Annotated in this window: 23 protein-coding genes; 22 read left to right on the top strand and 1 reads right to left on the bottom strand. The window is 61.6% G+C overall.

What is annotated here, in order from left to right; translation table 11 throughout:
- Positions 1-2 precede the first annotated feature (2 nt).
- The 3 genes from Q7S96_02910 to Q7S96_02900 are packed head-to-tail and all read left to right on the top strand — an operon-like array spanning position 3 to position 3151.
- Positions 3-770: a glycosyltransferase family protein gene (locus Q7S96_02910; protein MDO8463196.1), complete on the top strand. Its 768-nt coding sequence runs from the start codon at positions 3-5 to the stop codon at positions 768-770.
- Positions 767-1789 carry a Gfo/Idh/MocA family oxidoreductase gene (locus Q7S96_02905; protein ID MDO8463195.1) on the top strand — a complete coding sequence of 341 codons (1023 nt, stop codon included), beginning with the start codon at positions 767-769 and terminating at the stop codon, positions 1787-1789. Before Q7S96_02910 ends, Q7S96_02905 begins: the two co-directional genes overlap by 4 nt.
- 12 nt (positions 1790-1801) lie before the next feature.
- A complete protein-coding gene (locus Q7S96_02900; GenBank protein MDO8463194.1) occupies positions 1802-3151 on the top strand; it encodes a DegT/DnrJ/EryC1/StrS family aminotransferase in 1350 nt (449 codons plus the stop codon).
- Positions 3152-3177: 26 nt separating this feature from the next.
- Here the strand turns inward: Q7S96_02900 and Q7S96_02895 are convergent, their stop codons facing one another.
- Complete coding sequence (locus Q7S96_02895; GenBank protein ID MDO8463193.1) at positions 3178-3543, bottom strand: hypothetical protein; 366 nt, start codon at positions 3541-3543, stop codon at positions 3178-3180.
- A 175-nt stretch (positions 3544-3718) separates the two neighbouring features.
- On the opposite strand from Q7S96_02895, the gene Q7S96_02890 reads away from it, so the two are divergent.
- The 19 genes from Q7S96_02890 to Q7S96_02800 all read left to right on the top strand — a co-directional run.
- Positions 3719-4222, top strand: coding sequence for a holo-ACP synthase (locus Q7S96_02890; protein MDO8463192.1), 504 nt, complete (start codon positions 3719-3721; stop codon positions 4220-4222).
- On the top strand, positions 4215-5981 hold the full coding sequence (locus Q7S96_02885; GenBank protein ID MDO8463191.1) for an HAD-IIIC family phosphatase: 1767 nt from the start codon (positions 4215-4217) through the stop codon (positions 5979-5981). Before Q7S96_02890 ends, Q7S96_02885 begins: the two co-directional genes overlap by 8 nt.
- The gene (locus Q7S96_02880) at positions 5962-6207 is read left to right on the top strand and encodes an acyl carrier protein (protein ID MDO8463190.1); all 246 of its coding nucleotides are present in this window, start codon (positions 5962-5964) and stop codon (positions 6205-6207) included. The genes Q7S96_02885 and Q7S96_02880 overlap by 20 nt, the downstream gene beginning before the upstream one ends.
- Before the next feature lie 9 nt (positions 6208-6216).
- On the top strand, positions 6217-7803 hold the full coding sequence (locus tag Q7S96_02875; GenBank protein MDO8463189.1) for a hypothetical protein: 1587 nt from the start codon (positions 6217-6219) through the stop codon (positions 7801-7803).
- Positions 7800-9599: an ABC transporter ATP-binding protein gene (locus tag Q7S96_02870; GenBank protein ID MDO8463188.1), complete on the top strand. Its 1800-nt coding sequence runs from the start codon at positions 7800-7802 to the stop codon at positions 9597-9599. Before Q7S96_02875 ends, Q7S96_02870 begins: the two co-directional genes overlap by 4 nt.
- A gap of 2 nt (positions 9600-9601) precedes the next feature.
- Positions 9602-10624, top strand: coding sequence for a GNAT family N-acetyltransferase (locus Q7S96_02865; protein ID MDO8463187.1), 1023 nt, complete (start codon positions 9602-9604; stop codon positions 10622-10624).
- A complete protein-coding gene (locus tag Q7S96_02860) occupies positions 10621-11259 on the top strand; it encodes a hypothetical protein (protein ID MDO8463186.1) in 639 nt (212 codons plus the stop codon). Before Q7S96_02865 ends, Q7S96_02860 begins: the two co-directional genes overlap by 4 nt.
- Positions 11256-12083 (top strand): PIG-L deacetylase family protein, encoded by an 828-nt coding sequence (locus tag Q7S96_02855; protein MDO8463185.1) that lies wholly within the window; start codon positions 11256-11258, stop codon positions 12081-12083. Before Q7S96_02860 ends, Q7S96_02855 begins: the two co-directional genes overlap by 4 nt.
- A 24-nt stretch (positions 12084-12107) precedes the next feature.
- Positions 12108-12812 carry a glycosyltransferase family 2 protein gene (locus Q7S96_02850; protein ID MDO8463184.1) on the top strand — a complete coding sequence of 235 codons (705 nt, stop codon included), beginning with the start codon at positions 12108-12110 and terminating at the stop codon, positions 12810-12812.
- A gap of 4 nt (positions 12813-12816) precedes the next feature.
- Positions 12817-13980: an NAD-dependent epimerase/dehydratase family protein gene (locus Q7S96_02845; protein MDO8463183.1), complete on the top strand. Its 1164-nt coding sequence runs from the start codon at positions 12817-12819 to the stop codon at positions 13978-13980.
- 37 nt (positions 13981-14017) lie between these two features.
- The gene (locus tag Q7S96_02840) at positions 14018-15376 is read left to right on the top strand and encodes a glycosyltransferase family 39 protein (GenBank protein ID MDO8463182.1); all 1359 of its coding nucleotides are present in this window, start codon (positions 14018-14020) and stop codon (positions 15374-15376) included.
- 3 nt (positions 15377-15379) lie between these two features.
- Positions 15380-16996 (top strand): asparagine synthase C-terminal domain-containing protein, encoded by a 1617-nt coding sequence (locus tag Q7S96_02835; protein MDO8463181.1) that lies wholly within the window; start codon positions 15380-15382, stop codon positions 16994-16996.
- A complete protein-coding gene (locus Q7S96_02830) occupies positions 16993-18144 on the top strand; it encodes a glycosyltransferase (GenBank protein MDO8463180.1) in 1152 nt (383 codons plus the stop codon). Before Q7S96_02835 ends, Q7S96_02830 begins: the two co-directional genes overlap by 4 nt.
- A complete protein-coding gene (locus Q7S96_02825) occupies positions 18081-19283 on the top strand; it encodes a glycosyltransferase family 4 protein (GenBank protein ID MDO8463179.1) in 1203 nt (400 codons plus the stop codon). The genes Q7S96_02830 and Q7S96_02825 overlap by 64 nt, the downstream gene beginning before the upstream one ends.
- Positions 19280-20113 carry an FkbM family methyltransferase gene (locus Q7S96_02820; protein ID MDO8463178.1) on the top strand — a complete coding sequence of 278 codons (834 nt, stop codon included), beginning with the start codon at positions 19280-19282 and terminating at the stop codon, positions 20111-20113. Before Q7S96_02825 ends, Q7S96_02820 begins: the two co-directional genes overlap by 4 nt.
- A complete protein-coding gene (locus Q7S96_02815) occupies positions 20110-21075 on the top strand; it encodes an FkbM family methyltransferase (protein MDO8463177.1) in 966 nt (321 codons plus the stop codon). The genes Q7S96_02820 and Q7S96_02815 overlap by 4 nt, the downstream gene beginning before the upstream one ends.
- The gene (locus Q7S96_02810) at positions 21075-23366 is read left to right on the top strand and encodes a glycosyltransferase family 4 protein (GenBank protein ID MDO8463176.1); all 2292 of its coding nucleotides are present in this window, start codon (positions 21075-21077) and stop codon (positions 23364-23366) included. Before Q7S96_02815 ends, Q7S96_02810 begins: the two co-directional genes overlap by 1 nt.
- Positions 23367-23372: 6 nt before the next feature.
- Positions 23373-25103, top strand: coding sequence for a hypothetical protein (locus tag Q7S96_02805; GenBank protein ID MDO8463175.1), 1731 nt, complete (start codon positions 23373-23375; stop codon positions 25101-25103).
- Between the two features lie 39 nt (positions 25104-25142).
- Positions 25143-25779: SDR family oxidoreductase (locus tag Q7S96_02800; GenBank protein MDO8463174.1), on the top strand; the 637-nt coding region annotated here is incomplete at its 3' end.

Genomic DNA, 25779 nt, shown 5'->3' with positions numbered 1-25779 from the left:
GTATGTCGAAGGTTGTTGCCACGATCGAAGCGCGGATGGGCGCGACGCGACTTCCCGGGAAGATGGCCCTGGAGCTTCTCCCAGGGTTGCCAGCACTCGGCGCGGTGATCGAGCGCGTCCAGCGCGCACAGCGGATTGATGAAGTGGTGGTGGCGACGAGCACCGAGCAACGCGATGATGCCATTATCGCTATCGCGGAGCGGTTTGGCGCGCGCACGTTCCGCGGGAGCGAGACCGATGTCCTCGGGCGCGTCGTTGGTGCTGGCGCATCGGCGGGCGCGGATGTGCTCGTCCTCGTGACGGGGGATTGCCCGTGTATCTCGCCGATGGTGCTTGATCGCGGGGTTGCAGCATTCTTTGCACGGAGGTGCGACTTCCTCTCCAATTGTCTTGAGGATACCTTCCCACAGGGTATTGATGTGCAGGTGGTGCGCTTCCCTGCGCTCCAACGCGCGCATGCGATGGCACAGGAGGAGCCACACCGGAACAATCTGGATAACTTCGAGCACGTGAACTACTTCATTCGGAATCACTCGGACGCGTTTTCCATCTATCGCTACACTGCACCGCCGCAATACCATCGCCCCGCACTTACGCTCCTCCTTGATACTCCAGCAGATCTCGGCATGATGCGGGCGATCTACGAACGGTTCCATTCCACAGATTCGAGTTTTGACATTGATGACGTCCTTGCGCTCGCGGATGCGCACCCCGAGATTTTTACATCGGCACAGCAGCCGGACATCAATCGCGTGGGGTACACGGTATGAAAAAATATACGGTCGCGGTTATTGGATGCGGATGGATTGGGCTCGGTGCGCAGCTCGATCCGTTGCGTATTGCGCCGGCGAGCCACGCGCAGGCCGCGACGATGTATCGGCGCACGTCACTCGCGGCACTCGCGGATACGGATCGGCGATCGCTCGCGCGCGCGAAGCAGCTCTATCCCGATGTGCCGCGCTTCTCGGACATCGCGCGGATGCTCGTGACCGTTCAACCCGACATTGTCATCATCGCGACGTCCCCGGAATCGCACTGCGCACTGGTGCGGCTCGCCGCAAAGCACCGCGTACAGGCGATCCTCTGCGAGAAACCGATTGCGCACGATGTGCAGGAGGCGCGCGAGGCCATTCGCGCCTGCCGGACGTACCGAGTTCCGCTTTTTGTCAATCACAGCCGCCGGTTTGATCCGTGGATTCGGAAGTTCCGCGAGAATCTCCGCGGCGGATACGTGCGTGATACGTTCCTCGGGCCCGTGCGCATGGCGGTTGCGTCGTACGATAAGGGACTGTACCATGGGGGTACGCATTTCATTGATCTCCTGCGGTATTTTCTTGGGAACGTGCGGTGGGTGAGTGCGGTTCCTAGCACCGTGTATCCGCGCGATCCGCACGATGTGCGCGTGGATGCGCTGCTCGGATTTGACGGGGCCACTGCGGCGTTGCAGTATTTTGATTCGGCACAGTATTCGCTCTCCGAGATGAGTTTTTTTGGTGAGAAGGGGCGCATGAATCTCAAGCATGAGTCGGGGCTGACCATCGAGATCATCGGCACCCGTGCGAGCGATGAGTATTCGAGCTACCGAGAGCTCAACGACGAGCGCGTGAAGCGCGTCGGCCCGCCACGGAGCTTCCTTACGCCTGTCCTCCCGCACATCGTGGATTGCCTTGAGGGGCGGGATGTGCCGGTGAGCACAGGCGAGGATGCACTCCGCGTCCTCATGGTGATTCGTGCACTTGAGCAGAGCGCGCAAAAGGATGGGAAACGAGTCGTGTTGAGGAACGGATAGTGCTCCGTAGGTATGTCAATACTCGCACTCCATGGCGGCACTCCGGTCCGGCGACACCCGTTTCCCGATTATCGCACCATCGGCGCGGAGGAACAGGCGGCAGTCGCGCGTGTGCTCGAGAGCGGTACGCTCTCCGGGTTCCTCGGCTCGTGGGATGCGCGGTTTTTTGGCGGCCCGGAAGTGCGTGCGCTCGAGGAAGAGTGGGCGCAGCGATTCGGCGTGCGCCACGCGATCGCGGTGAACTCTGCCACCTCGGGACTCATGGCTGCGGTGGGGGCAGCGGGGATCAGCCCGGGCGATGAGGTGATTGTCTCCCCGTACACCATGAGCGCGTCTGCGACGGTGCCACTCTGGTACGGCGGTATCCCCGTGTTTGCGGACATCGAGCCAGAGTATTTTTGTCTCGATCCTGCATCCGTGCGCGCACGGATCACGCCGCGAACGAAAGCGATCATCGTGGTAGACCTTTTCGGGCAGCCATACGATGCGGATGTCATCGCCGCGATTGCGCGTGAGCATCACCTCATCGTCATTGAGGACGCGGCGCAGGCACCCGGCGCGCGCTATCGTGGACGCCATGCGGGTACACTCGGCGACGTTGGCGTCTTCTCGCTCAACTGCCATAAACACATCCAGGCCGGGGAGGGAGGGGTCGTCGTGACCGATGATGATGCGCTCGCAAACCGCGTGCGACTCATCCGCAATCACGCGGAGGCGGTGGTGGGTGACAAAGGCGAGACAGATCTCGTGAACATGGTTGGGTGCAACATTCGCATGACGGAAGTAGAGGCGGCGATCAGCCGATGTCAGCTCCGGAAGCTCGATGCGTTCGTGCGGGAGCGGCTCGACAATTGCGCATACCTCACCGAGCGCCTGCGTACGATTCCTGCACTGATGCCGGCGGTCGCTCGGCCCGATGCGGTCCACGTGTATTATGAGCAGCCGTTCCTATTTCGGAGCGACGTTGCCGGGTGCTCGCGTGATGCATTCCTCGACGCGGTGCGCGCTGAGCTGGCTCCAACCAAAAACCACGAGGACCTCGGCGTGCGAATATGGGGAGGGTACTGCACACCACTCTATCAATTGCCCCTCTTTCAGCGGCGCATCGCATTCGGCCGCAGTGGATACCCGTTCACGCTCGCACATCCGAGCGCGCTCGCGACGTACGCAGCGGGGAGCTGTCCCGTTGCCGAGCGTATGCACGCATCGGATCTTTTTATCAGTGAACTCATGCACCCCGGACTCTCGCGGCAGGACCTCGATGACATCGTCGCGGCGTTTGAAAAGGTCTTCCTGCATCGGCGGGCGATCACGGGGGAGCGTGCGTTGACGGGGGAGCAATCTGGGCATCGTGCGTGGTGAGGAATGCTATTGCTGGTATGGATACTCTACAATACGACGTGTTTCTTACAGGCAAGAGCATCGACCTTGTCGCGATGGACGAGGACCTCATCGATCGTACCAATTGGTATCGTTGGTTCAACGATCCAGATACGACTGCTGCGATGCAGCAGCGCTATGTTCCCAATACTCGAGAGGCGCAGCGTGTATACTTTCGTGAGGCGATCGCTGGGAACCGCACGAAGTTGCAGCTTGGCATCGTGCACCGAGCGAGCGCGGTGTTGATCGGGATTATTTCCCTCGATACGATTGATTGGTTCCATCAAACGTGCGCCATTGCGGTCGTGATTGGTGAGCGTACGCATCGTAACCTTGGCAATTTTGTAGAATCCCACCAACTCATACTTGCGCATGCATTCAATGGATTACACATGCACAGAGTGGGTGGCGGTTCCCTATCAGAGGCAGTCGCACAATTGTACTGCCGCACACTTGGGTTTCAGCATGAAGGCGTGCGGCGCAGTGAGGTGTTTAAAGATGGGAGCTACCACGATGTCCATCTCTTCGGATTACTTGATCGTGAATATTATGCCCATCAAGCCACGAACCAAGCGGGAGTGGACCCTCCGCACGCTTCAGGAGTGGACCCGCTCACACGTTGAGCGGACGTCCGTGCGATCGCAGGTTGGTGCCGGCGTTGATATCGTCGCCATTGCGCGGTTTTACGAGCTTGATCGCGCGCGTGATGGTCGAATGCTCGCGCGCATCTTCACGGTGGGGGAGCTTGCGGATGCGTACGCGCAGCAACCTGCCGCGCAGCGTCTTGCTGCGCGGTTTAGTGCAAAGGAGGCGGTGGTGAAGGCCCTTGGTGCTCTTGGGTGTCAGCCGATACCTCTTGCACGTATTGAGATTGTTCGTGGAGCGAGTGGAGCGCCGACGGTGCGTATCAACCATCCAGCGGCAGTGGGTATAACGGTGAGTGTGAGCATGGCTCATTGCGACCAGCATGCGATTGCATACGCGATCGCGTACAGGGTTCGCAGTGCTCGTCAGGCAACCACTGCACAGCGTGCGGTGCGTTCGTATGCATGAAGACACGCCATTTGATGCCCTCGTTCCGTTGGATGCGCTCATGGATCGTAACCGATCGCTCGGGCGTTTGATTACGGATGCAAGCGCGTATGACATTACTGTTTTGAGCAATATTATCACTGCTCCGCTTTTTGATATTATCGAGTATCATTTACGCTCTGTTGGCGTGCCTGCGCGATGTCGGGCTGGCGGTCTCGATGCGTTCGTGCAGGAGAGTGCGCACATTGGTGATGTGCCGTGCGTCATCCTTTGGTGGGAGCTCGCTCGGCTCACGAGCGGTTTTCACTATCGTATTGCAATGATGTCCGATGACGCGGTTGAGGCGTTGGCAGTGCATACGGAGCAGACGCTTCATACGGTGCTTTCGTCACTTGCCCGCGTGCCGCTCGTGATCGTACATGAGTTTACCGCAACAGCTTTTTCGCTCGCGGTAGTAGGTGATCGGCGCCTGGAGGAACTTGCTGCGCGTCTCAATCGGCACCTTGCTGCCGTAGCGTTGCCCAATGTCGTCACGGTGTCCGTGGATAATATTTTTTCCGAGATTGGGACCGCGACCGCCCTCGACCGACGATTCTACGCTTCCGCATTGGCACCGTATACACCGACATTCGCTCATGCGTATGCAGCGCGTCTCGTGCCAATGATTCGGGCCATGCGTGGCGATGTGAAGAAGGTCATCGTTTTTGATTGTGACGGTACGTTATGGGGTGGTGCGGTGGGGGAGGACGGTGTGGATGGTATTACGCTTGATCCTGCGACTGCACACGGTGCGATGTATACAGAGGTACAGTACCTCGCACGCGCACTTGAGCGCCGTGGAGTACTCATCGCACTTGCGAGCAAGAACAATCCTGAAGATGTCGATGCGGTGCTTCGGGCACACCCGCACATGGTGCTGCGGGATGAACATATTGCCGCGAAGCTGGTGAACTGGGAGGATAAAGTGACGAACCTTCGCGCGATTGCCTCGACGCTCCATGTGGGGTTAGAGAGCGTTGTATTTATTGACGATTCGAGTGTGGAGATTGCACATGTGCGTGCGGTGTGCCCGGAAGTGACGGCGGTGCAGGTGCCTCTTGCGCTGCACGAGTATCCACAACGCATGCGTGCAGTTGCGCGGTTGTTCGATCGTCGCTTGGTGACGATAGAGGATACGCAGAAAACGGAGCAGTATCGTGTAGAGGAGCAGCGCAATGTCGCACAGCAGTCCTTTGTCAGCACGGAGCAATTTCTGCAATCGCTTGATCTCCGCATCGTTGTGCGTGTAGATGACGCGCGGCTGATTCCACGCATGGTGCAGCTTACTCAGAAAACGAACCAATTCAATTGCACGACGAAGCGCTACACGGAAGGCGAGATAACGTCGTTTGTTGCCAATCCCGCGTATCGGTGCTTTACGTTCGACGCGGCAGATCGGTTCGGCGAGTATGGAGTGACGGGATGCTGTATTGTACGGATTGACCGTGACGTTGCCGACTTCGACACATTCCTCATGAGCTGTCGCGTGATCGGTCGCTCATTGGAATATGCGTTCGCGCGGTGTATCGTTGATGTGCTTCGCGCGGAAGGGGTGCGACTGGTGCGATCTTCATACGTCTCCTCCGCGAAGAACGCGCCTGCCGCCGATTTTTACGACCGTCTCGGGTTCATGCGGGTGGATGTGTACGACGGTGCCCGTCGGTACGCATTGGATTGCACGTCAGATACCATCAATTCGGTCCCGTACGTCACCGTACACTATGCAGGAACAAGAACTTAAACAGCTTTTCGCATCGGTGCTCGGGGTTGACGTGGCGGATATCGGTACGGCGACCGCGATGGAAACGGTTGCGGTATGGGATTCGTTGCGTCACTTATCGCTCGTCACCACTATTGAGCAGCGGTATGGAGTCGTATTCACGGATGCCGAGATCATCGCGATGGTGTCGTACCCGATAGTATGGGCGACGCTTGCGCAGCGTGCGGCGACATCGGCGAGCGAGTGATGCGCATCTATGCAGTATCATGAGGAGCGGCACCCCGTACATCTTCGTAGTATTGTCATCTGGGGCTACACAAACCAGCAGTGGCTCTGGGTGCCGCTTGCGCGGGAGCTCAAGCGCCGCCATGGTGCAGCCATTCACCTCGTGACGACGAATGATGCGAGTGTTGCATTTTGGAAGCGACAGGACGTTGATGGAGTGATCGATTCATACACCACCGTACATCATTTTTTTCTTGCGTACGGCAGCGTGGATGAATCCGAGACGGTCGCCTACGAGCGTGCACGTCAGCATGAGACCACCTATGGCCTGCTCGCGACCGATGCGCTCCAGGCGGATCGCCACCTTGGGCGGGGATTTGCTGCGGCGGGGCCAGGTCATGCGCGCTCGCGGTTGAGCGATCAGGCAACGTACGAAAGATCCATCAATTTTTTTAATCGTGCGGCGAAGTTCTGGGAAGAGTACTTCGATCGCGTCGCGCCCTCGTTGATTATTGGTACCACGTCGAGTGTGCTCGGCAAGTTGTGTGTGGCCATTGCGCGGCACCGCCGCATTCCTACGCGAACGCTTTTTCTGATGTACTACCAGTCATATCACGGGTGGGGCGTGGATGAGTATCTTGCGGTGCCGGCGATTGCGAGTCGGTACACGGTGATGAGCGATGCGGAGGCGGCTGCGGTGGTGACGGATGATGCGCTCGCTGCGATGCGACGCATTCCGTTCACCGACGCGTACTATCGGTCATTCGCGCGGCAAGCGTCATTGCGGGCACTGGTGAAAAAGGCATGGATACAGATTCGGCATGCAGTGTATCGGCGTGTTCGCGGGGTGGTGACGATGGGCAATTACCACCTTGGAGAGCAGTTGCGTGCGCTTGCGCGCGTCCGCGCGGATTTCCATCGTCTCATGCGGATGCCCCTCGCGGATGCTTCGGCACTTGCGGGTATGGCGTATGTTTTTTTTCCGCTCCATGTGGAGCCAGAATCGTCCGTGGGACTCATGAGTCCCGAAATGAACGAGCAGCTCGCATGCATTGAATTCCTTGCGAAGAATCTTCCCGCGGGTGTGCGACTCGTCGTGAAAGAGCACCTCCCTGCAATCGGGCGGCGTCCGCGGGATTTCTACGCGACGCTTTTCGATATTCCGAATGTCATCATGCTCTCGCCGTACGCGTATGCGCTCGACGTCGCGCGTGGCGCGCGTGCGGTTGCGGTGATTACTGGGACGCTCGGCCTTGAATCCGCAGTGCTCGGTGTGCCGGTCATCTCATTCGGATTGCACAATATGTACGGCTTCCTCCCGCACGTTCACGTGGTGGAATCATGGACGGCACTTCGGCCGCTCCTCGCGCAGCTCTGTGTGGATCACGACGCGGGAGCACGCACACAACGCCAACGCGATGGTCGCCGTTTCCTTGCGGCGCTGCAGCAGGTGGGATTCGATTTTTCTTGGAGCGATTACGCGTCGAAGCAGCGCGCGCCTGCGACCACGCGTGAAGTGGAGGCGTGCTACCGATCGCTGCTCGACAGTATAGAAATGGGCGGCGCATCTGACGCGTGTGCGGACAACGCACAGCGTCCTGTGCCCATCGCACTATGACCCCATCGGTGGCCTCCCCGCGCGCACTCGTCGCGCACTTCCGTACGTTCGCGCGTCTCGCGCGGGCGCAGTTTCTGCTTCTGCCGCCACTCATGCTCGTTGCCGGGCTGTTCGAGGGCATCGGCATCGTGCTGTTCCTCCCCGTGCTTGAGCGTCTCGCGGCGGGCACCGGCGCGAGTACGCCTCCGCTCTTCGGCATGGCACTCACCGCACTGCACCTCACGACGCTCCCCGCGCTCCTCGGTGCAATCGCCGCGCTCTTCCTCGCTAAATTCGCCGTGACGCTTTTTCAGCAACTCCTGATCCAGCGTATCACGCGCGATCTCTACCGATCGCTCGCACGCCGCCTCATTCATGGCTGGACCACATCGGAGTATCGTGAGTTCTATCTCCAGGCAACGACTGGTACGCTGACGAACGTGCTCACGCGGGAGCTATGGACATTCCTCGGTGCATTTTCATATTTTTGCCAGCTCCTCGTGCAAGCGGCGTACATCGGCATCTATCTCGGCGGGTCGCTCCTCCTCGATCCCCGCATCACCAGCGTTGCGGTGGCGTTCGGCGGTGTTGCGATCCTCGGGCTGCGGCGTTGGATGGGCGTTGCGGGCGCACATTCGCTGCGATTCACTGCGGCGAACGTGCAGTTTCAGGATCGGCTCATTGAATTTTTGCAGCATTTCAAGTACCTCAAGGCGACTGCACGGTTCCCCACCGTGGAACGCCGCCTCCACGAAACGATCGAGGAGATGACCGCGCACCAGTACCGTATGGGCGTCATTGGTGCTGCGATGGCCGCCGTGCCGGAGCCCGTCGCAATGCTGCTGCTCATCGCATTCCTCTACGGGAGCGTCATCGTCCTCGGGAACGCCTTCGCGGCGACCGCGGTGCTTGCGCTGTTGCTCTACCGGATGCTCATGCGCATCCTTGTACTCCAGACGAGTTGGCAGAAGTTTGTCGGGTGCAGCGGATCGCTCCACGCGGTTTCGGCTGCGGTGGTTGCTGCCGAGGCGCACCCGGAGACGCGCGGCACGACGGCAGGCGCAACGCTCACACACGCCATCGTGTTTGATGGCGTACATTTTTCCTACCCCGCGCCTTCCGGCGGTGCCGTCGCGCGGGCGGTGCTCGCCGATGTTTCCCTGCGCATTCCCGCGCGGACCACCGTTGCGATTGTTGGTCCGAGCGGCGGCGGGAAATCCACCATTGTGGATCTCCTCACTGGCGTCCTCCGGCCTACTGCGGGGCGTATTACGGTGGACGGGCACGATGTCTGTTCGATGCATCGTGATGCACTCCGCGCGACCATTGGGTACGTCGCGCAGGAGATCCCCATGTTCAACGATACGATCGCACACAACGTGGACTGGTGGTCGCACGCGAACGATAGCGAGGTGCGGCGGCGGTGCGCGGAGGCATCGTGCGATTTCATCGCGCAGCTGCCGGAGCAGTTTGCGACGTGCGTCGGCGAGCGCGGCATTGCCCTCTCGATGGGCCAGCGACAGCGCATCGCGATTGCGCGAGAGTTGTTCCGTGATCCGGAGCTGCTCATTTTTGACGAAGCGACGAGCGCGCTCGATTCGGCATCCGAGGAGGTCATCCGTCAGCACATCGAGCGCCTTGCGGGGAAGCGAACGATTGTGCTCGTCGCTCATCGCCTCTCGACAATCCGTCATGCGGATTATCTCTATGTCATTGATGGCGGCCGCGTTGCGGAAGAGGGAACCTATGATGCGCTCATCGCGAATCCCGCGAGCGCATTCGCAAGAATGTGCGCACTCCAAACGCTGTCCACCTAACGATGACATCCTGGACGATACGCCTTGCGTCGCACGAAGACGCAGCGGCGTGGGATGCGTTTGCAGATGTAGCGGCCTCGGTGCCGGTGATGGCGCGTTTCGCGTGGGGGCGCGCGATTACCGCTACGTACGGCGTGCCGATCCTCCGATTGCTCGCCGCAGATGCACGCGGGCGTATCGTCGGCATCTGTCCCGTATGCATCGCAAAAAACGGGTGCGCGTATTCGTTGCGGTACGGACTGGCAGCGCAGGACGATACAGTCGCTGCGGCACTCCTTAATGCCGTGCGAGCGGAGTGCGTCGCGCGCGGCGTCACTGCGGCACTCGTCACATCAGGAACACGCACATACGCGGTGCCGTATCCAACGCGTGCAAAGGAAACGGTCGTGATCCCCATCGTCGCAACGGAAGAGGAGACATGGACGTCGCTGCGCAACAAAACGCGGAATATGATTCGTCGGGCGCAGCGCGAGGGGTGTACCGTACGAGAAGACCGTGATGCGTGCGATGCGTTTTATGTACTCCTCGCGCGGCGGATGCTGGCGAAGGGGGTGCCCGTGCACGCGAGGCGCTTCTTTGCCACGCTCCTCCGGGAACTCGGGGATGCCGGTGCGTTGCTCATCGCGGAGCAGGATGGACGCATGGTGGGCGGCATGCTGCTGTGTCTCGGGCCGCGGTGCGCCGTCTATCCGTACCAGGCGACGGCACGCGGCGCGGAGCGCAGCGCTGCGACGCAGCTCCTCATCTGGGAGGCGATGCGGCGGTGCGTTGCGCGCGGCATTCCGCTCCTGGATATGGGCGAGTCCTCCGTCGGGAGCAGCGTCCACGCATCGAAGCTGCACTTCGGCGGGAAGTCGCACACCATTGCGTACTACGATGTGCTCGAAGGGGCACCGTCGCGCACGTTGGACGGTCGCGTACGCGCTGCGGTACTGCGCGCGGCTGCGGTGGGTATGCGTGTGCTTCCGACACCCCTCGGCGTGCGTCTCGGTTCGTTCGTGAAGCGCGCCGGACGCCTCGTATGACGATCATCGCCTATCGTACTGCAATCGCTTCTCGTGCGCGTGCGTGTGTCCGGGTACGGCGCGGACAGTGGTTCGCTGCCCGTGTGCGCGTGGTGTCACCACCGGTGCCGGATGGGTACGTGTTCGGTGCGTTGAGCCCGGCACAGATCGCGGAGGATCGTATCATCGCAGCACGCGGCCGTACGGCGCGGTTCCTCGAGCGGTATGCTGCCGGCAATCGTGCGTACGGGTTCTTGACACAGGACGGCTCCATCGCGGCGTACGGTTGGTGCTCCGGCGCAAACGATTCTGGAGTCGTGGTACCGTGGGAGCTCGGCGTGCGGCTCGATATTCCGGCGGGCACGCTGTATGTGTGGGACTGCTACACGATGGAGCACCACCGTCGCCGTGGGCTTTACACGCAGATCCTCCTCGCGATGCGTGCGTATGCGTACGAACGTGGAGCAGCGAGGATGGTGATGTGCGCCGCAGACGAGAACGCGCCCTCGCGTGCCGGCATTGTGGCGGCAGGGTTCCGCTCCATTGGAGCGTACGCAATTACGCGCGTTGGTGCGATGACGGTGCTCCGCGCCGGATCGCACCGGTCGGTACGTTGGGGGAGCACACCACATCCGTTCTCGTGGCATTTCGTATGATCATGCAATTATGCCGCGGTGTGATCCGTCGTTGTGGTGCGCGCGTCGCTTTCCGTCGCATGGTGCGCGTGTGGATGCGCATCCGCGACCTCGATACGCTCGCGCGCGTCCTCGCGACGCAGCGGTTCTCAGAGCAGCGTGCGCCAGTTGTCCATGTTGGCCCGGATGCCAACCGCATCCTCGTGCTTGCGCCGCATCCCGACGATGAATCCATTGGGTGTGGTGGCGCATTGCTCCTTGCACGCCGCCGCAACGCGGTCGTGCACATCGTTCATGTGACGTGCGGCGAGGCGGATCCCGAGAGCGTGGAAGCACGCATGCGCGCGGAGGAGGCACAGGGGGTCGTCGCGGTACTCGGTGCCACGTGTGTAGCGTGGGAGTACCCGACGCGCGCGATTCCTCCGGCGGCAGCCGAACGCATCCGCGAGGCGATTGTTTCCTTCCGTCCCGATGTCGTGTTCCTGCCGTTTTTTGTTGACGATCATCCGGACCATCGTCGTGTCGCGGAGCTCTTTGCACTCGCATACGCCGATACGTCGCCGCTCACCACGGAGGTGTGGGCGTACCAGGTCTACTCGGCGGTACTCCCGAATGTCATCGTAGATATCACGGAGGTCATGGATGCCAAGGAGCAGCTCGTGCGCCGTTTTACGAGCCAGCAGGAAACGCGTGATTGGGCGCACTACGTCCGCGGAATGAACGCGTGGAATAGCCGATTTCTCCGCACGCGGGACCCGCGGTACGCCGAGCAGTACTGCGTCATGCCGGCCACCGAATACGTGCAACTCTGCGGGGAGTATTTCCCCCGGGTTGCGGCGCGGTAGCACGGCGCGCTACGCTGCGAGTACATGGCGACACTTTCCGTGATTATCCCGGTCTACAACGAGGCGAAGACGATCCGCTCCATTGTGGATCTCGTGCGATCCGTGGATCTAGGCGACGTGCAGAAAGAGATTATCGCGGTGGATGATTGTTCCACCGATGGAACGCGGGAGGCCCTCCACGCGCTCGCGGCGGATGGCGTCCGTGTCCTCCTCCACGAGCGCAACCGCGGAAAGGGTGCTGCGCTCCGGACGGGGTTTGCGGCAGCGACGGGCGACTACCTCGTCGTGCAGGACGCGGATCTCGAGTACGATCCGCACGACTACCCACTCCTCCTCGCGCCGCTTCTCGCCGGTACCGCGGATGTCGTGTACGGTTCGCGGTACCTCGGGAATCGTCCGCGTCCGGTGACGCGGTTTTGGCACTCGCTCGCAAACCGTATCATCACGCTCTGCGCGAACATGACGACGAACCTCGCACTCACGGACGTTGCGACGTGCTACAAGGCATTCACGAAGGAGGCGATGGCGCGCATCCTCCCGCGCCTCACCGCGGAGCGGTTCGATATCGAGGTGGACATCACGGCGCGCGTCGCGAAGGAGCGGCTGCGGCTCTACGAGGTGGGGGTTGTGTACGTCGGGCGGAGCTATGCGGATGGGAAGAAGATCGGCGTGCGCGATGGGATTGCATTTCTCTGGGCGATGGTGAAGTACAATTGGCTGCGATCGTAAGGGTATGGATCACTCCTCATTCTGGTTTGGGAAGCGCGTCCTCGTCACCGGTGGTGATGGGTTCGTCGCGTCGCATCTCATCTCAGCGCTCCAGCGCCTCGGCGCGGTTGTCGTTATCACGGTGCGGCACCAGCGGCCCGTGCGCACGCTCGACCTCGTTCGCACCACTGCGGACATACAGCTCCTACCTCCGGACATCGAGCAGTGCGACCTGCTGGATTTTGATGTGCTTCGGCGCGTCTGCGATCGTCACCAGGTTGATACGGTCTTCCATCTCGCGGCATCCGCAATTGTCAGTGACGCGGCCAATTCTCCGGTTTCGACGATCGAAAATAATGTCATGGGGACGTTGAACGTTCTGGACGTTGCGCGCATCAACAAGATTCCACGCGTCCTGGTGGTGTCCTCCGATAAGTCCTACGGCGACCATGCGGGCGATCCGCGCGAGGGATTGCCATACCGTGAGGATTACGCGCTCCGGGGGCTTGATGTGTACTCTGCGTCAAAGGTATGCGCGGACATGCTCGCGCAGACATACGCGTACCAGTTTAAGGTGCCAGTGCTCGTGGCGCGTGCGTGTAACATCTACGGGCCCGGTGATCTCAATTTCTCGCGGCTGATTCCAAAGACCATCATGTGTCTCCTCGCCGGGCAGCCGCCGATTATCAATCTCGGGAATGAACGCGTGCTTCGCGAGTTCATGTACGTCACGGATACGGTCGCTGCGTACCTTCTTCTCATGGAACGTATTGCGGATTACTACGGGCCAGAGAATGCACATATGCCGGTTGCGGGGCGCGAGACGTACGGGTGGGCGGCCTTCAGCGTTGGGAACTACCTCGCAGAGGAGCTGCGCGACTTCACGCGGTGCGGGAGCATTCGGAGTGTTGTGTCCATCATTGATCTCCTCCGTCGACGCGTCCGCGACATTGCGCCGGTGACGCGTGCGAAGCCCGCCAACTTCATTGAGATTCCCGATCAGTTCCTCGATTCCAAAAAAATTCGTGCGCTCGGATTCCATCCGCGCGTCTCGTTTGAAGAAGGGATTGAGCGCTCGATTGCGTGGTATCGGAGCAACGAGGCGTACCTTCGGCCGTTTGCATTCCGCTACATGGCCGGCAAAGACCTTGCGACGGCCCCGGTACAGGCGACGATCACCGCTCGTTGATATGCATTTCCGTGAGACACTCCGGGCGCATCGGTACATGATTGTGCTCGTGAGCGTCGTCATGCTCGCGTACGCGGTGGGTTCCGTGCATATCATGCGGAACTTTTCGGATATCGGCAGCGCGCACGATGGGCAGTACACGAACGTATCGGCGCACCTCGTGCGCGAAGGCGTGTACTCGCTCGGCGCGCGCGATGCGGCGGGACAGCTCCTGCCGACGGCAACCGTACCACCCCTCTACACGTTCCTCTATGCAGCAAGCTATAAGATGTTCGGCATTGGCGCGCTTGCCAATGAACCAATGCGCATCCTCCAGATGCTCGCAGCCATTGGGACGCTCCTCGTGAGTTGGTGCATTGGCCGGATGTTCAGCGCGCGTGCCGGGAATATCGCCGCGACGTTCGCTGCGCTCGATGGTACGGCGTTCTACTTTGCGCAGGATTACGACATTCCCGACACACTGCTCGGGTTTTTCCTTGCGTTGTGGCTGCTCTTCCTCGTGCGATTTTTTCGTGAGCATGCATCGGTGCGGAACATTGCCATGAGCACGGTATTCCTCGGGCTCGCGATGTGGACGAAGATCACGCCGTTTCTTTTGTGGGTCCCCGTTGCAGCGATGCTTGCCATCTTTCTCTGGAAGTCGCCACAGGTGTCGCGGCGACACGCGGTGCAGGTGGCTGCAGTATTTGCAACAATCATCGCGGTGTTCTTCGGCGGATGGACGATGCGGAATGTGATCGTTGTCGGCGCGACGTCATTTGCAAGCGGTGCCACATCGCTCCGATGGAATGCGGCGCACCTCGTCGCGTACCAGCAGGGGATTTCACAGCCGGAGGCGCGCATGCAGCTCGCAGAGCAGTACTTCCCGCCAGCACTCGTTGCGCGGGGGGAGGGCGCGGTGGAGCGCGAGGGCGGACGCGCAATGGCGCGCATCATCCTCGGGTCTCCCGTTGATTTTGGCATCGTGACACTTCGTGCAATGCCTGGTTTTTTCTTCGGGACGTTCCCGTCGTACTTGTTCGCGGGTGCGGAAACAGCGCGCGCGCTCGAAGTGCGTGCGGCGGAAACGCACGGCATGCGCGCGCTCCTCCCGGAGCTGTGGGGCGATGGTCGTTACGGCTACGTCCTCGCGTACGTTTTTGCGAAAGCGCATCTGCTCTTCCTCTACGGCGTAGGACTCGTCGGCGCAGGCGTGCTCCTCCGTCGACCGCGTGATCGCTGGGTGCTCGCATTGTGCGTACTGACTGTCGCATACGTTGTGGCGGTTTCTGGTGCGGCGGCGCAGGCACGATATCGAACAACGATCCTTACGATTGCGTATGTGCTTGCCGGTATCGGGTTGTCAGCAGCATACACGTGGATGCACACGCGCATGCGACAGCGCGCAGCGGCATAAGCTATGGCCACACGCCTCCTTGCATTGCCGGATACATTTCCGGTCCGCACCGCGATGATTGGCGCGGTGCGTGTTGCGGTGATTGGTCATCTGCACGAGCATGATGCGCGCGCAGCGGAAACGATTACCGCAGCATGCACCAGCAACGGCGTGCTCCGCGATGACGGCGCAATCGCGGAGGCACTGCGGTCTCTCCGTGGGAATTTTGCCTTCGTGATGACTGATTGCGAGAACCGCGTGCTCGCGGCGGTGGATAAAATCAAAAGCTACCCCGTGTTCGTGATGCGGGAAGGTACATCGTGCACCATCGGATGCGATGCGCGTGCGTTTCACAGCACGGGAGCGCCGTCGCACGATGCGGTGCGCGAGTTTGCGATGACAGGATATGTGACCATGGGAGAAACGCTCGTCCCGGAGCTGCGGCAACTTCGGGGTGGCGAAGCACTCATCGCGGAATCCGGTGGTGCGACACGGATTGTGGACTACTATCAGTTCGCGGGCACGCCACGGCATGATGCATCATTCGAGGATGCCGTGGCAGAGTGCGCTGCGGTGACACGAGGCATCTTCGAGCGTCTTGCGCAGCGCCTCGCGGGCCGCACGGCGCTCATCCCGTTGAGTGGCGGGTATGATTCACGGCTCGTTCTTACGATGCTTCGCCATGTCGGCTATGATCGAATCCAGACGTTCTCGTACGGTGTGCCCGGCAACTGCGAGGCGGCCGCGGCACGCGTCATCGCGGAGCGCGTTGGTGTGCCTTGGACGTTCGTTCCGTACACGCGGACATTTGGGCGGGCTCTGTATCATACATCCGAACGCGAGCAGTACTTTGCATTCGCGCACGAGCGATCGGCGATTCCCATGATGACCGATTTCTACGCGTTCTGCGATGACGCGCGGCGCGCGCAGTTGCCGAAGAACGCGGTGGTGATCAACGGACAGACCGGCGATTGTATCAGCGGCGGACACATCCCTGCAGCATGCATGGCACCAACGGTGACTCGTCGTGCATTCCTCGACGCAATTCTTGCGAAGCATTACTCGCTCTGGTCGAATCTCCGGACGCCTGCGAACGATGTGCGTATGGAACAGCGCATCATCGCCGCGCTCGGCGGTGCGTTGCCGGACGCGATGGAGCCGAGCATCGCGGTGCAGCGCTATCAGGAGTGGGAGTGGCGCGCGCGCCAGTGCGAGCACGTGGTGCGTGGCCAACGCGTCTACGATTTTTTTGGTCTTGCATGGGAGTTGCCGCTCTGGGATGATGCGTATCTCGATTTTTGGGTGTCCGTACCGGCACCACTACAGTACCGTCAGTTGCTGTACGGTGCAATGCTTCGCGCGTATGATCCATACGGAGTGTTCCAGGCCCCGCTCCGTCGTTTCACGCCTCCGTGGCCTGCTGCGGCAGCGAGTGTGTGCTTCGCGGCATTTGGAGCGCAGGCGGACACGATGCGGCGGAAGTACCTCCAATACTGGCAGAAGTACGCGTATTTTTACGCCATCTATCCGTACCGCGAGTACCGGCGTTTTGCGACGGATCATCGCAATCCCAGCTCGTGCCTCGCGCAGACGGTCCTCGCGGAGTACTATGGCGTGCAACCCGAAACGCTCCTCATATGAGCAGGATGCTCCGCGTCACCATCCTCCACGAGCCGTGGTACAGTTCCACGGGTATTGCATTCCTCTTTCCGCTCTACGTCCACCGGCGCGCGCTCGCAGCGCACGGGGTGGCGCTCCGGTTCACGACACGTGCGGAGGAGGCATTTCGCGCAACGGATGTCCTCGGCGTGACCAGCCGATTTTGCAAGCACTGGTGGCGTGACGGCGGTGTCGAGCGTGTGACGCGGTGGCTCGAGGACGCGCGCCGCGCCGTCGGCCGCGTCGTGTGGTTTGACCTTACGGAGAGCACGGGAACAACGCATTTCGCGGTGCTGCCGTACGTGGATCGATACGCGAAGATGCAAGCATTGCGGGACCGCTCCGGCTATCTCCAGCAGTACATCGGCGGTCGCATATTCACGGATTACTACGCGCGCCTGTTCGGCGTGCGAGACAGCGAGGACGTTGATGCGCATCTCGCCGCGCCTGCAGATCCGGAGCACCTTGAGAAAATTGTGGTGTCGTGGAACGCGGGGCTCGCGCACTACGGCGTGCTGGGCCCCAAGTGGCACCACCTCTGGCACCACAGCCGCGGCGTGCTCCCGCGTTGGTACGCGCACCGATGGACGGCGCCCCGTGCTGACCGTCAGCGCGCGTTGAGCTGTCGGATCGGCACGTATCACCACCGCGCGACCGTTGCTGCGCCGCGCAAGGAGTTGGCGCGACGGCTCGCGGCGCACCTCCAGACGCAGAAGATTCCGCGCGCCGCGTTTTTCGCAGAAATGCGACAGTCGCGTGCGACACTCTCGCCATTTGGGCTCGGCGATATTACGCTTCGCGATTTTGAGGCGGTTATCTGCGGCGCGGCAGTGCTCAAGCAGGATATGGGGCATGTGGAGACGTGGCCCGATCTTTGGGTACCGGGAACAACGTACCTTCCCTTCGCGTGGGATTTCTCCGATCTCGATGCGCGGATTGATGACGTGCTGTGCGATCCGCAGCGCACCATCGCGATTGCCGCTGCGGCACAGGAGCGGTATCGTTCCGCGCTCTTTTCGTCGGCCGGGCGAGAGGAATTCTGTGAGCGTTTTCTTTCTTACATCACATGCCTCGCACCATCTGCTACCTCGAGAACGGCACCTCCGGCGGCGGTTCGTTCGAGAGCGTGACGCTCCTCGCACAGCACCTCGATCGTTCGCGGTATGTTCCGGTTGTGGTATTCGTGAATGAAACGCCGCACGCGGCCGCGCTTCGCGCCGCAGGTGTCTCGGTGTTCGTCCTTGAAGATCCGGTGTATTCACGCACGGCATCGCAGTACGGGAGGAGGATGCGCCTCGGTATGCGTACGGCAGCTGCGTGGATGGTGCCGCGTGCTGTCGCGTCAGCGGATGCGTTCATGCACCGACGCACGCTCCGTGCGCTTGAGCGGCTCTTTGTGCGCGAGCGGGTGGCGCTCCTCCACTGTAATGATCAGAGCGTTCGCGACTGGTACGGCATCGTTGCGGCGCGCCACGCAGGCATCCCCGTGGTGAGTCACCTGCGATCGGTTCGTATGGGTGGTATCCCGCCGTCTTTTGCGGCGGCAATCGTTGACACCGTGACACAGTTCATCGCAAACTCGCGGTACACAGCAGATGTCTGGCAGGCGGCGCTCCATATGCCACCCGCGCGCATGACGGTGATTCCGAATGCGTTGGCATTGCACCCTGCGTGTCCGGTGGATATTCGGCGGGAGCAGGGGATTCCTGCCGGCGTGCCGCTCATTGGGTGTATTGGAAACTTCATGGCAGGGAAGGGACAGGAGCACCTCGTCGCTGCGCTCGTGCGCATCCGAGCGCAGCGGCCGGATGCGCACTGCATCTTCATCGGCGATGGTCCGCTTCGCGCGGCGGTGGAGCAGCGCGTCGATGCGCTCGGTCTCCGCAATGCGGTGCGGTTCACGGGGTATGATTCTCGCGTGCGCGGCATTGCCGCCGCATGTGACGTCCTCGTTGTTCCATCCGACACCGAAACATTTGGTCGAGCGATTCTCGAGGGGTACGCGGCGCGCTGTCCGGTCGTCGCGACGGGGGTGGGCGGCATCCCGGAAGTCCTCACGGATGGGGTAACGGGGCTCCTCGTACCGCCCGCAGATCCACAGTCCCTCGGGAATGCCATCCTTCGTTTTTTGGCTGATTCGGGGCTCGTTGCACGGTGCATTGCAGCGGGATACGATACATGCGTACAGCGGTACGCGGTCGCCCCGCACGTCGCTGCGGTTTCCGAGGTATACGATGCAATCTTTGCACCGCACGGAACCTCCGTATGATGCCTACGCTCCAATTTGCACGTTCCGTTCGTCGTCGCTGGCTTCCGCCGGACGCAGCACCGGTGCGTGCTGCACGGACCGTGACGCGCTGGGCGCTCGCGTGTGCGTACCCGCGCGGCGTACCGGTACACATCGGGAACGCGGGGGAGTTTCGGATCCTTCCGGCACTCGCGGTCGGGTCGCTCGACTATGCGTCGTGGGGTACCGGAAAGAATGCGGGATTCACTGCGTGGGTTGTGGCGTGTCGGGGGAAGCGCGCGGCGTTCGACATCGGTGCGCATATTGGGCTCTACGCGATGCCAGCGAGCCGCGTGCTTGCATCAGGAGGGCGATGCTACGCATTCGAACCCGCCGCTGCGAATGCGGATGCGCTCGAACGTCATTGTGTGTTGAATGGGTGCGCGAACGTCACCGTCACTCGCGCGCTCGTTGGCGCAACGGTGCGCGACGCGGTGCCATTCTTTGAGCAGGCAGTAGTTGTTGGCATGAATTCCATTGTCGTGACCAAGCACGAGGATCGATACGAGCGTATGGTGCGTCCGCAGGTGACGGTGGATGCATTCTGCGCCGCGCATGACGTCGTGCCGGAGGTGGTCAAGATTGACGTTGAGGGCGGCGAGATTGGCGTGCTTGTCGGAGCGCGTGCAACGTTCGCTCGTGCGCGTCCCCGCGTATTCTTGAGTGTGCACCCACGGCATCTTGTCGCACTGGGGACATCGGTTGCGGCGCTCGCGGATTGTATTCGGGATCTCAAGTACCGTGTCACTGACGTACTGGGGAATCCGGCAGATGTGCACCATTGTACTGAAGTTATCCTTGAACCCATGTGACACCGCGTTCGCTGCAGAATCACTTTCATGCGTTTGGCGTTCGTGACGGCATTGTCGGTATTGCGCACGCGGTGCCATACCTCGCGACGCGGTACGTGCTGCGTCGGCCGACGCTTCGTCGTCGCGTATTCGACTACACGCTTGAGCTCGACGCGCGCGATCCCGGTATTTCCAAGACGCTTGCGGTATTCGGGAAACGAGAGCTCGAGCATCGTGCCATTTTGACGTCCGTCCTCAAATCTGGAATGACGTGCTGGGACATTGGCGCCAACATTGGGTACTACGCAATTATGGAAGCGCGGCTGGTGGGGCCGCAGGGCAAGGTGTACGCGGTAGAGCCCGCGCCAGCGAACGTCGCGCTCCTTCGCCGGAACATCGCACAGAACAACGTAGGCGGTATCGTCGAGGCCATCTCGGGCGCTGTCTCGAACTGCGACGGTACTGCGACGTTCCACCTTTCCGCACTGTCGAACGTCCATAGTTTCCATCCGGTGTCGTTCAGGACTGGCGAGCGCGTTTCGTCCATGACCGGGAAAACAATTCCGGTGCGGACGTTTGACGTGCCAACGTTCCTCTGTGGGCGGCGTAAGGTGGATCTCGTGCGGATGGATATCGAAGGTCACGAGGTTGAAGTATTCGAGGCGATTGCACGCGCGGTGCGCGCGGGGCAGTTCCGCGGCATGGTGCTCTTTGAGACGCACTTTCCGAAGTACGACGACGCGCAGCACAACATGCGCGATCGTTTCCGCGAGCTCGTCGGACTCGGGTATCGTCCGCGCATCATGGCTTCCACAGAGCGCGGGACCCCGCGATTTCTTGCGGCGGGGTATGCGCCGTCCGCGCACATCCGCACCGATGGCGAGATTCGCACACTCTTCACGGACGTGCGTCCAGACGATGCGGAGCGGTTCCTCTGCGATACCGGCGGTGTGCGCACGATACTCCTGGCATGCGGATCCTGATGGTGATTGGACAATTTGCACCTACCGTTGGTGGTGCCGAGCGCCAGTGTGCGCTCCTCGCCCGCGCGCTCGCTGCGCGCGGGCATGCCGTGCGTATCCTGACCGTGCGGCCGGATGTCGCGGTACCACGGCACGAAACGATGTACGGAATCCCTATCGAGCGCATCGTGTACCCCATCGTGCGCATCCGAGGGCGGCGCATCGGGTGTGGATTCCTCGCATTGCCCATCTTCGCGTGGCGCGTATGGCGGCTACTTGCAACGCATGACATCGTGGTTGCGCACCAAGCGCTTTGGCCGGCATTCGCAGCGCTCCTCGGTGCACGCCTGCGGTATCGGCCGCTCATCGTGAAGCTCGGGAATAGCGGGGAACGGTTCGATCTCGATGTACTGGAACGGGCGCACTGGTACGGCAGATATGCAGCGCGTCACCTCGTGCGGCACGTCGTGCGGTTTGTGGCGACAAGTACGGCAGTGCGCGCAGACCTCCGGCGCGTGGGGATCCCCGATGCGCGCATTGCGGATATTCCGAACGGCGTGCTTCTGCTGCCACGCATCCCGTCCCGCGTTGCGCCTGACCGCATGCGGTGCGTATTCGTCGGCACCCTGACACCCAAGAAAGACGTTGCCATGTTTTTGGATGCCATCGCGCGCCTCGCGCCTGCGGTGCGCGCGCGTATGGCAGTGACTATCGCCGGCGATGGGCCGCTCCGCGGGGAGCTTGCGGCACGCGTCGCTGCGAGTGGGATGAGTGATGTCGTCACCTTTGCGGGTGCGGTTGCAGATGTACCCGCGTTGCTCGCGCATCAAGATGTATTCGTGCTCCCGTCGCGCACCGAGGGACTCGCCAATGCTGCGCTCGAAGCCGCGGCGGCTGGATTGCCGCTCGTGCTCACCCGCGCGGGTGGCAATCCGGACCTCGTTTCGGATGCGGTGGTCGAGGAAGCCGTTGGCGGTATGAGGCGCGGCGCGACGGGTATCCTGGTACCGCCGGGCAATGCCGCTGCGCTTGCGGATGCGCTCGCGTGGCTCCTGACGCACCCGGAGGAGCGTCTGCGTATGGGCGCGGCGGCGCGCGCGCTCGTGGAACAGCGGTACCGCTTGGAGCAGGTTGCTGCGCAGTACGAAGCGCTCTGCACGGCGCTGACGCGGCCACGCATCGTCCACCTCGTCACGTTCCTGGATTCTCTCGGCGGGATGGAGCGACAGGCGCTGCAGCTCGCTCGTGCGTTCCGCGAGCATGGTCATGGGGCATGGTTCATTACCACGGCGCATACGAGCACCCTCCGCGAGCAGCGCCTTTCGCTCGCGGGAACGATCAATGGCATGCGGGTCTATCGCATCCCCTTCGTCCGCGGCTGGCAGCGGTGGAACGCAGCCGCGTACCTCCTTGGCAGTATTGCGATCCTCATCGCATTGCGAAGACGATATGACATCATCCACGCGCATCAACTCCATACGGCTGGAGTGGTCGCCTGCATGGCACGGAGCATACTCCGGTCTGGGCATGTCATCATCAAGAACGCGTGCGGTGGTTCGTATGGCGATGTCGCGGCGCTGGAGCGCCTAGGTGGCGGTGTGGCGCTTCGTGTGGTGCGGCGGTACGCGGATGCATGTGTTGGTTTGAGCGGTGAGAGTGTCGATGAAATGCGGTACGCACAGCTCCCGGGCATTGTGGAGATTCCGAATAGCGTTGACGTTGTTCACTTTATGCCTCCCGATGCACACGCACGCCGCGCCGCGCGGACGGTGCTGGGCATCGGCGAGGAATGGGTGGTACTGACGGTCGGCCGCCTCCATCCGCAGAAGAATATCGAGACGCTGTTTGCGGCCATTGCGCTGCTGCCGCAACAGGTGCAAGTGCTCGTCGTTGGTGACGGACCGCTCCGGCATGCGCTTGTGCAGCGCGCGCAAGCGCTGCACATCCATGAGCGCGTACGCTTCATCGGTGCGGTGCATGATGTCCGGCCGTACTACCACGCCGCGGATGCGTTCGCGCTCGCATCGCGGGCAGAGGGGATGTCTAATGTGCTCTTGGAGGCCATGGCGTGCGGACTCCCGATCGTCGCATCGGATCTGCCGTCCGTGCGTGCCATAGCGCCTGCCGCCGTGCTCGTTGCGCCGGATGATGCAGCCGCGTATGCGCGCGCGTTGCAATTCTTCCACGATGATCCTGCGCGCGCGGCCGAGCGGGGAGTGGTAGGACGGGCGTATGTCACTGCCGCATTTGGGATATCCCAGGTGACACGTCGCTACGCGGAGTTGTACGATACATTCATGACGCGGTTATGAGAAGGTATGGCCTGGATCCGTTCTATTACTGCAGATATTCGTGAAGTGCTTGCCGATCGCGAGCGCCGATGGCTGCATGCGAGTGTGCTTGCGGCATTCGCGTTGTTGCCGTTCACTGCCTTCGGGGTGCAGATACCGATCGCGGTTCCGGTCATCGGCGCATCCGTCAAGCTCACGGAACTTACCCTGTTCGCCGTGCTCCTCGCCGCAGTGCATGCAGTTGCAACGAAGCGCCTACGGATCTTGCGTGCGCCGGTGCTTTACGCACTCCTCGCCCTCAATGCGGCAGCGCAGTTCACTGCGTACTCGATCGCGGGGGATCGCGCCCTCCTCCTGGACGTGGGCATTGCAGTTGCGCGCTACAGCGTCCTGGTGTTCCTGCTCGTGAACGTCCTGCGGTCTGATCGGTTGCTCCGTGCCGTGCTCACAACGATGGGCACCGCGTGCCTCGCGGTCATGGCGGGGACCTACGTCAACTTGATCGTCGCGCACGGAGCGCTGCCAACGCATGCAATCGCAGCGATCGTCGGGAGCGGGACACCCCATGTGCTCGCGTACGCGCTCATCGCGTTTGGGGGCGGCATCGTATATCATTTCGTGCGCGGCCGACGGTCCTGGTGGGGTGACGGCATGTTCCTTGTGCTTGCGGCGTTGTGGATACAGCTCGTATTCGTTGCGTTCGTCAAGATCGGTCAGATCGTGCTGTTCGCATTTCTGGTGATGCTCCTGCCCGCGGTGTGGCGGCAGTGGCGCCGCGCCGCGCTTCTCGTGGCGCTATTCGTGCTCGTCGCAGCATACCGTCTCAATATTGTGGACATTCGCAACGGCGTGCACGCGTGGGCCGTGGAAAGCGCTGCGGGCATCGCTGTACGCCGCGCAATGCCGATGCAGTACCCGGTATTCCCGGTGTCGGGTGATGCGGTGGCTTTGGGTCTGCACGAGTGGGGCGGGCGCATCATTGCCCGCGTACCGCAGCCAGTACTGGCGCTGGCCCCTCCGCCCACGGCACCTCGTCCGGCGACGACAGCGATCGCACACGCCGATCGTCCGTCGTGGTTGTCATTCCGGCGAACGCCGAGTGCCACTGCGCTGCCGGTGGTGATGATCGGCGCTGCGCCAGTTGCGGTGCAGCCACTCCCGCCGCCAGAAGCGGTCGCGCCCGTTGTCGATTACTATAGTGAAGCAAATCGCGCACGAAGAAATTGGTCATCATCGCACGCAGGTGATTCGGTGAGCGTGCGCAAACGGGGATTGGCGGTAGGATGGGTGATCGGACGCACCCACCCGCTCACCGGTATCGGACCCGGGCAGCTGCGCGATAAAACTATCTTCGATGCATACTCGGAACAGGTTCGCGAGGAGGCGCGCGCGGCATCGCCGTATCCCTGGAAACACGTGTTCTTCCAGGATGAGGAGATCCTCGCCGCGCCTGCGGATAAAGGCATTTTTAATTTGTTTATGAACGCGTGGGCGGAGACCGGTGCGCCGGGCCTCCTTGCGATCATTGGGTTGCTGGGTATCGTGGGCATCCAAGGATTGCGGGCGCTCTGGCGCGCGCGTCGCGTGCGGGATATCCTGCCGATCGCAGTGCTGCTCCCGCTGTTTCTCGCACTCGTGCTCTACCACCAGACCATCTACATGTGGGTACATCCGTGGTTTTGGACGATGCTCGCGCTCACGTACGCGGCGGCACGGGTTGCACTGGATCACCCGCTGCCGCGCACACGGACGCGGTAGTATTGCCAGTGCCGCATCCATGACGGACGATACATTCCTATGCGTGTACTTATCACCGGCGGCGCGGGGTACCTTGGCGGTGCGCTCACGGATATCCTCCGCAGAACGGACCACGAGGTGCGCGTCTATGATGCGCTCCTCTACGAGGATGCGTATCGGAAGGATGTGCCGTTCGTCTTCGGGGACATCCGCGACCGTGCGCGACTCCAGCCGCAGCTCGATTGGGCGGACGTCGTCGTATGGCTCGCCGCGCTCGTCGGCGATCCCGCGTGCGCGCTCAACGAGCGATTGACGCTCGATGTGAATGTGTACGCACTGCGGTACGCAGCGGAGCACTTCGGTGGGCGGATCATCAACATGTCCTCCTGTTCGGTGTACGGCGCGGCCGAGGGTTTGCTCCACGAGCGCTCCGCGGTCAATCCGCTTTCGCTCTACGCGAAAACAAAGATTTGCACTGAGGAGATTCTCGCGCGGCACCGCAATGCGATCTCGTTCCGTCTCGGCACACTCTACGGCGTTTCCGATGTGCACGCGCGTGTACGGTTTGATCTCGTCGTGAACACGCTCACGATGCGCGCGGTGCTCCACAAGAAGATGAGCGTCTTTGGCGGTGCGCAGTACCGGCCGTTCGTTCACGTGTGGGACATTGCGCAGCTCATCGCGAGTCAGCTCGCTG

Source organism: bacterium (assembly GCA_030647005.1).
Taxonomy (GTDB): Bacteria; Patescibacteriota; Patescibacteriia; order JACPHY01; family JACPHY01; genus JAUSKG01.
Note: the sequence above shows the minus strand (reverse complement) of the source record. Positions and strands in the feature narration are given on the sequence as shown.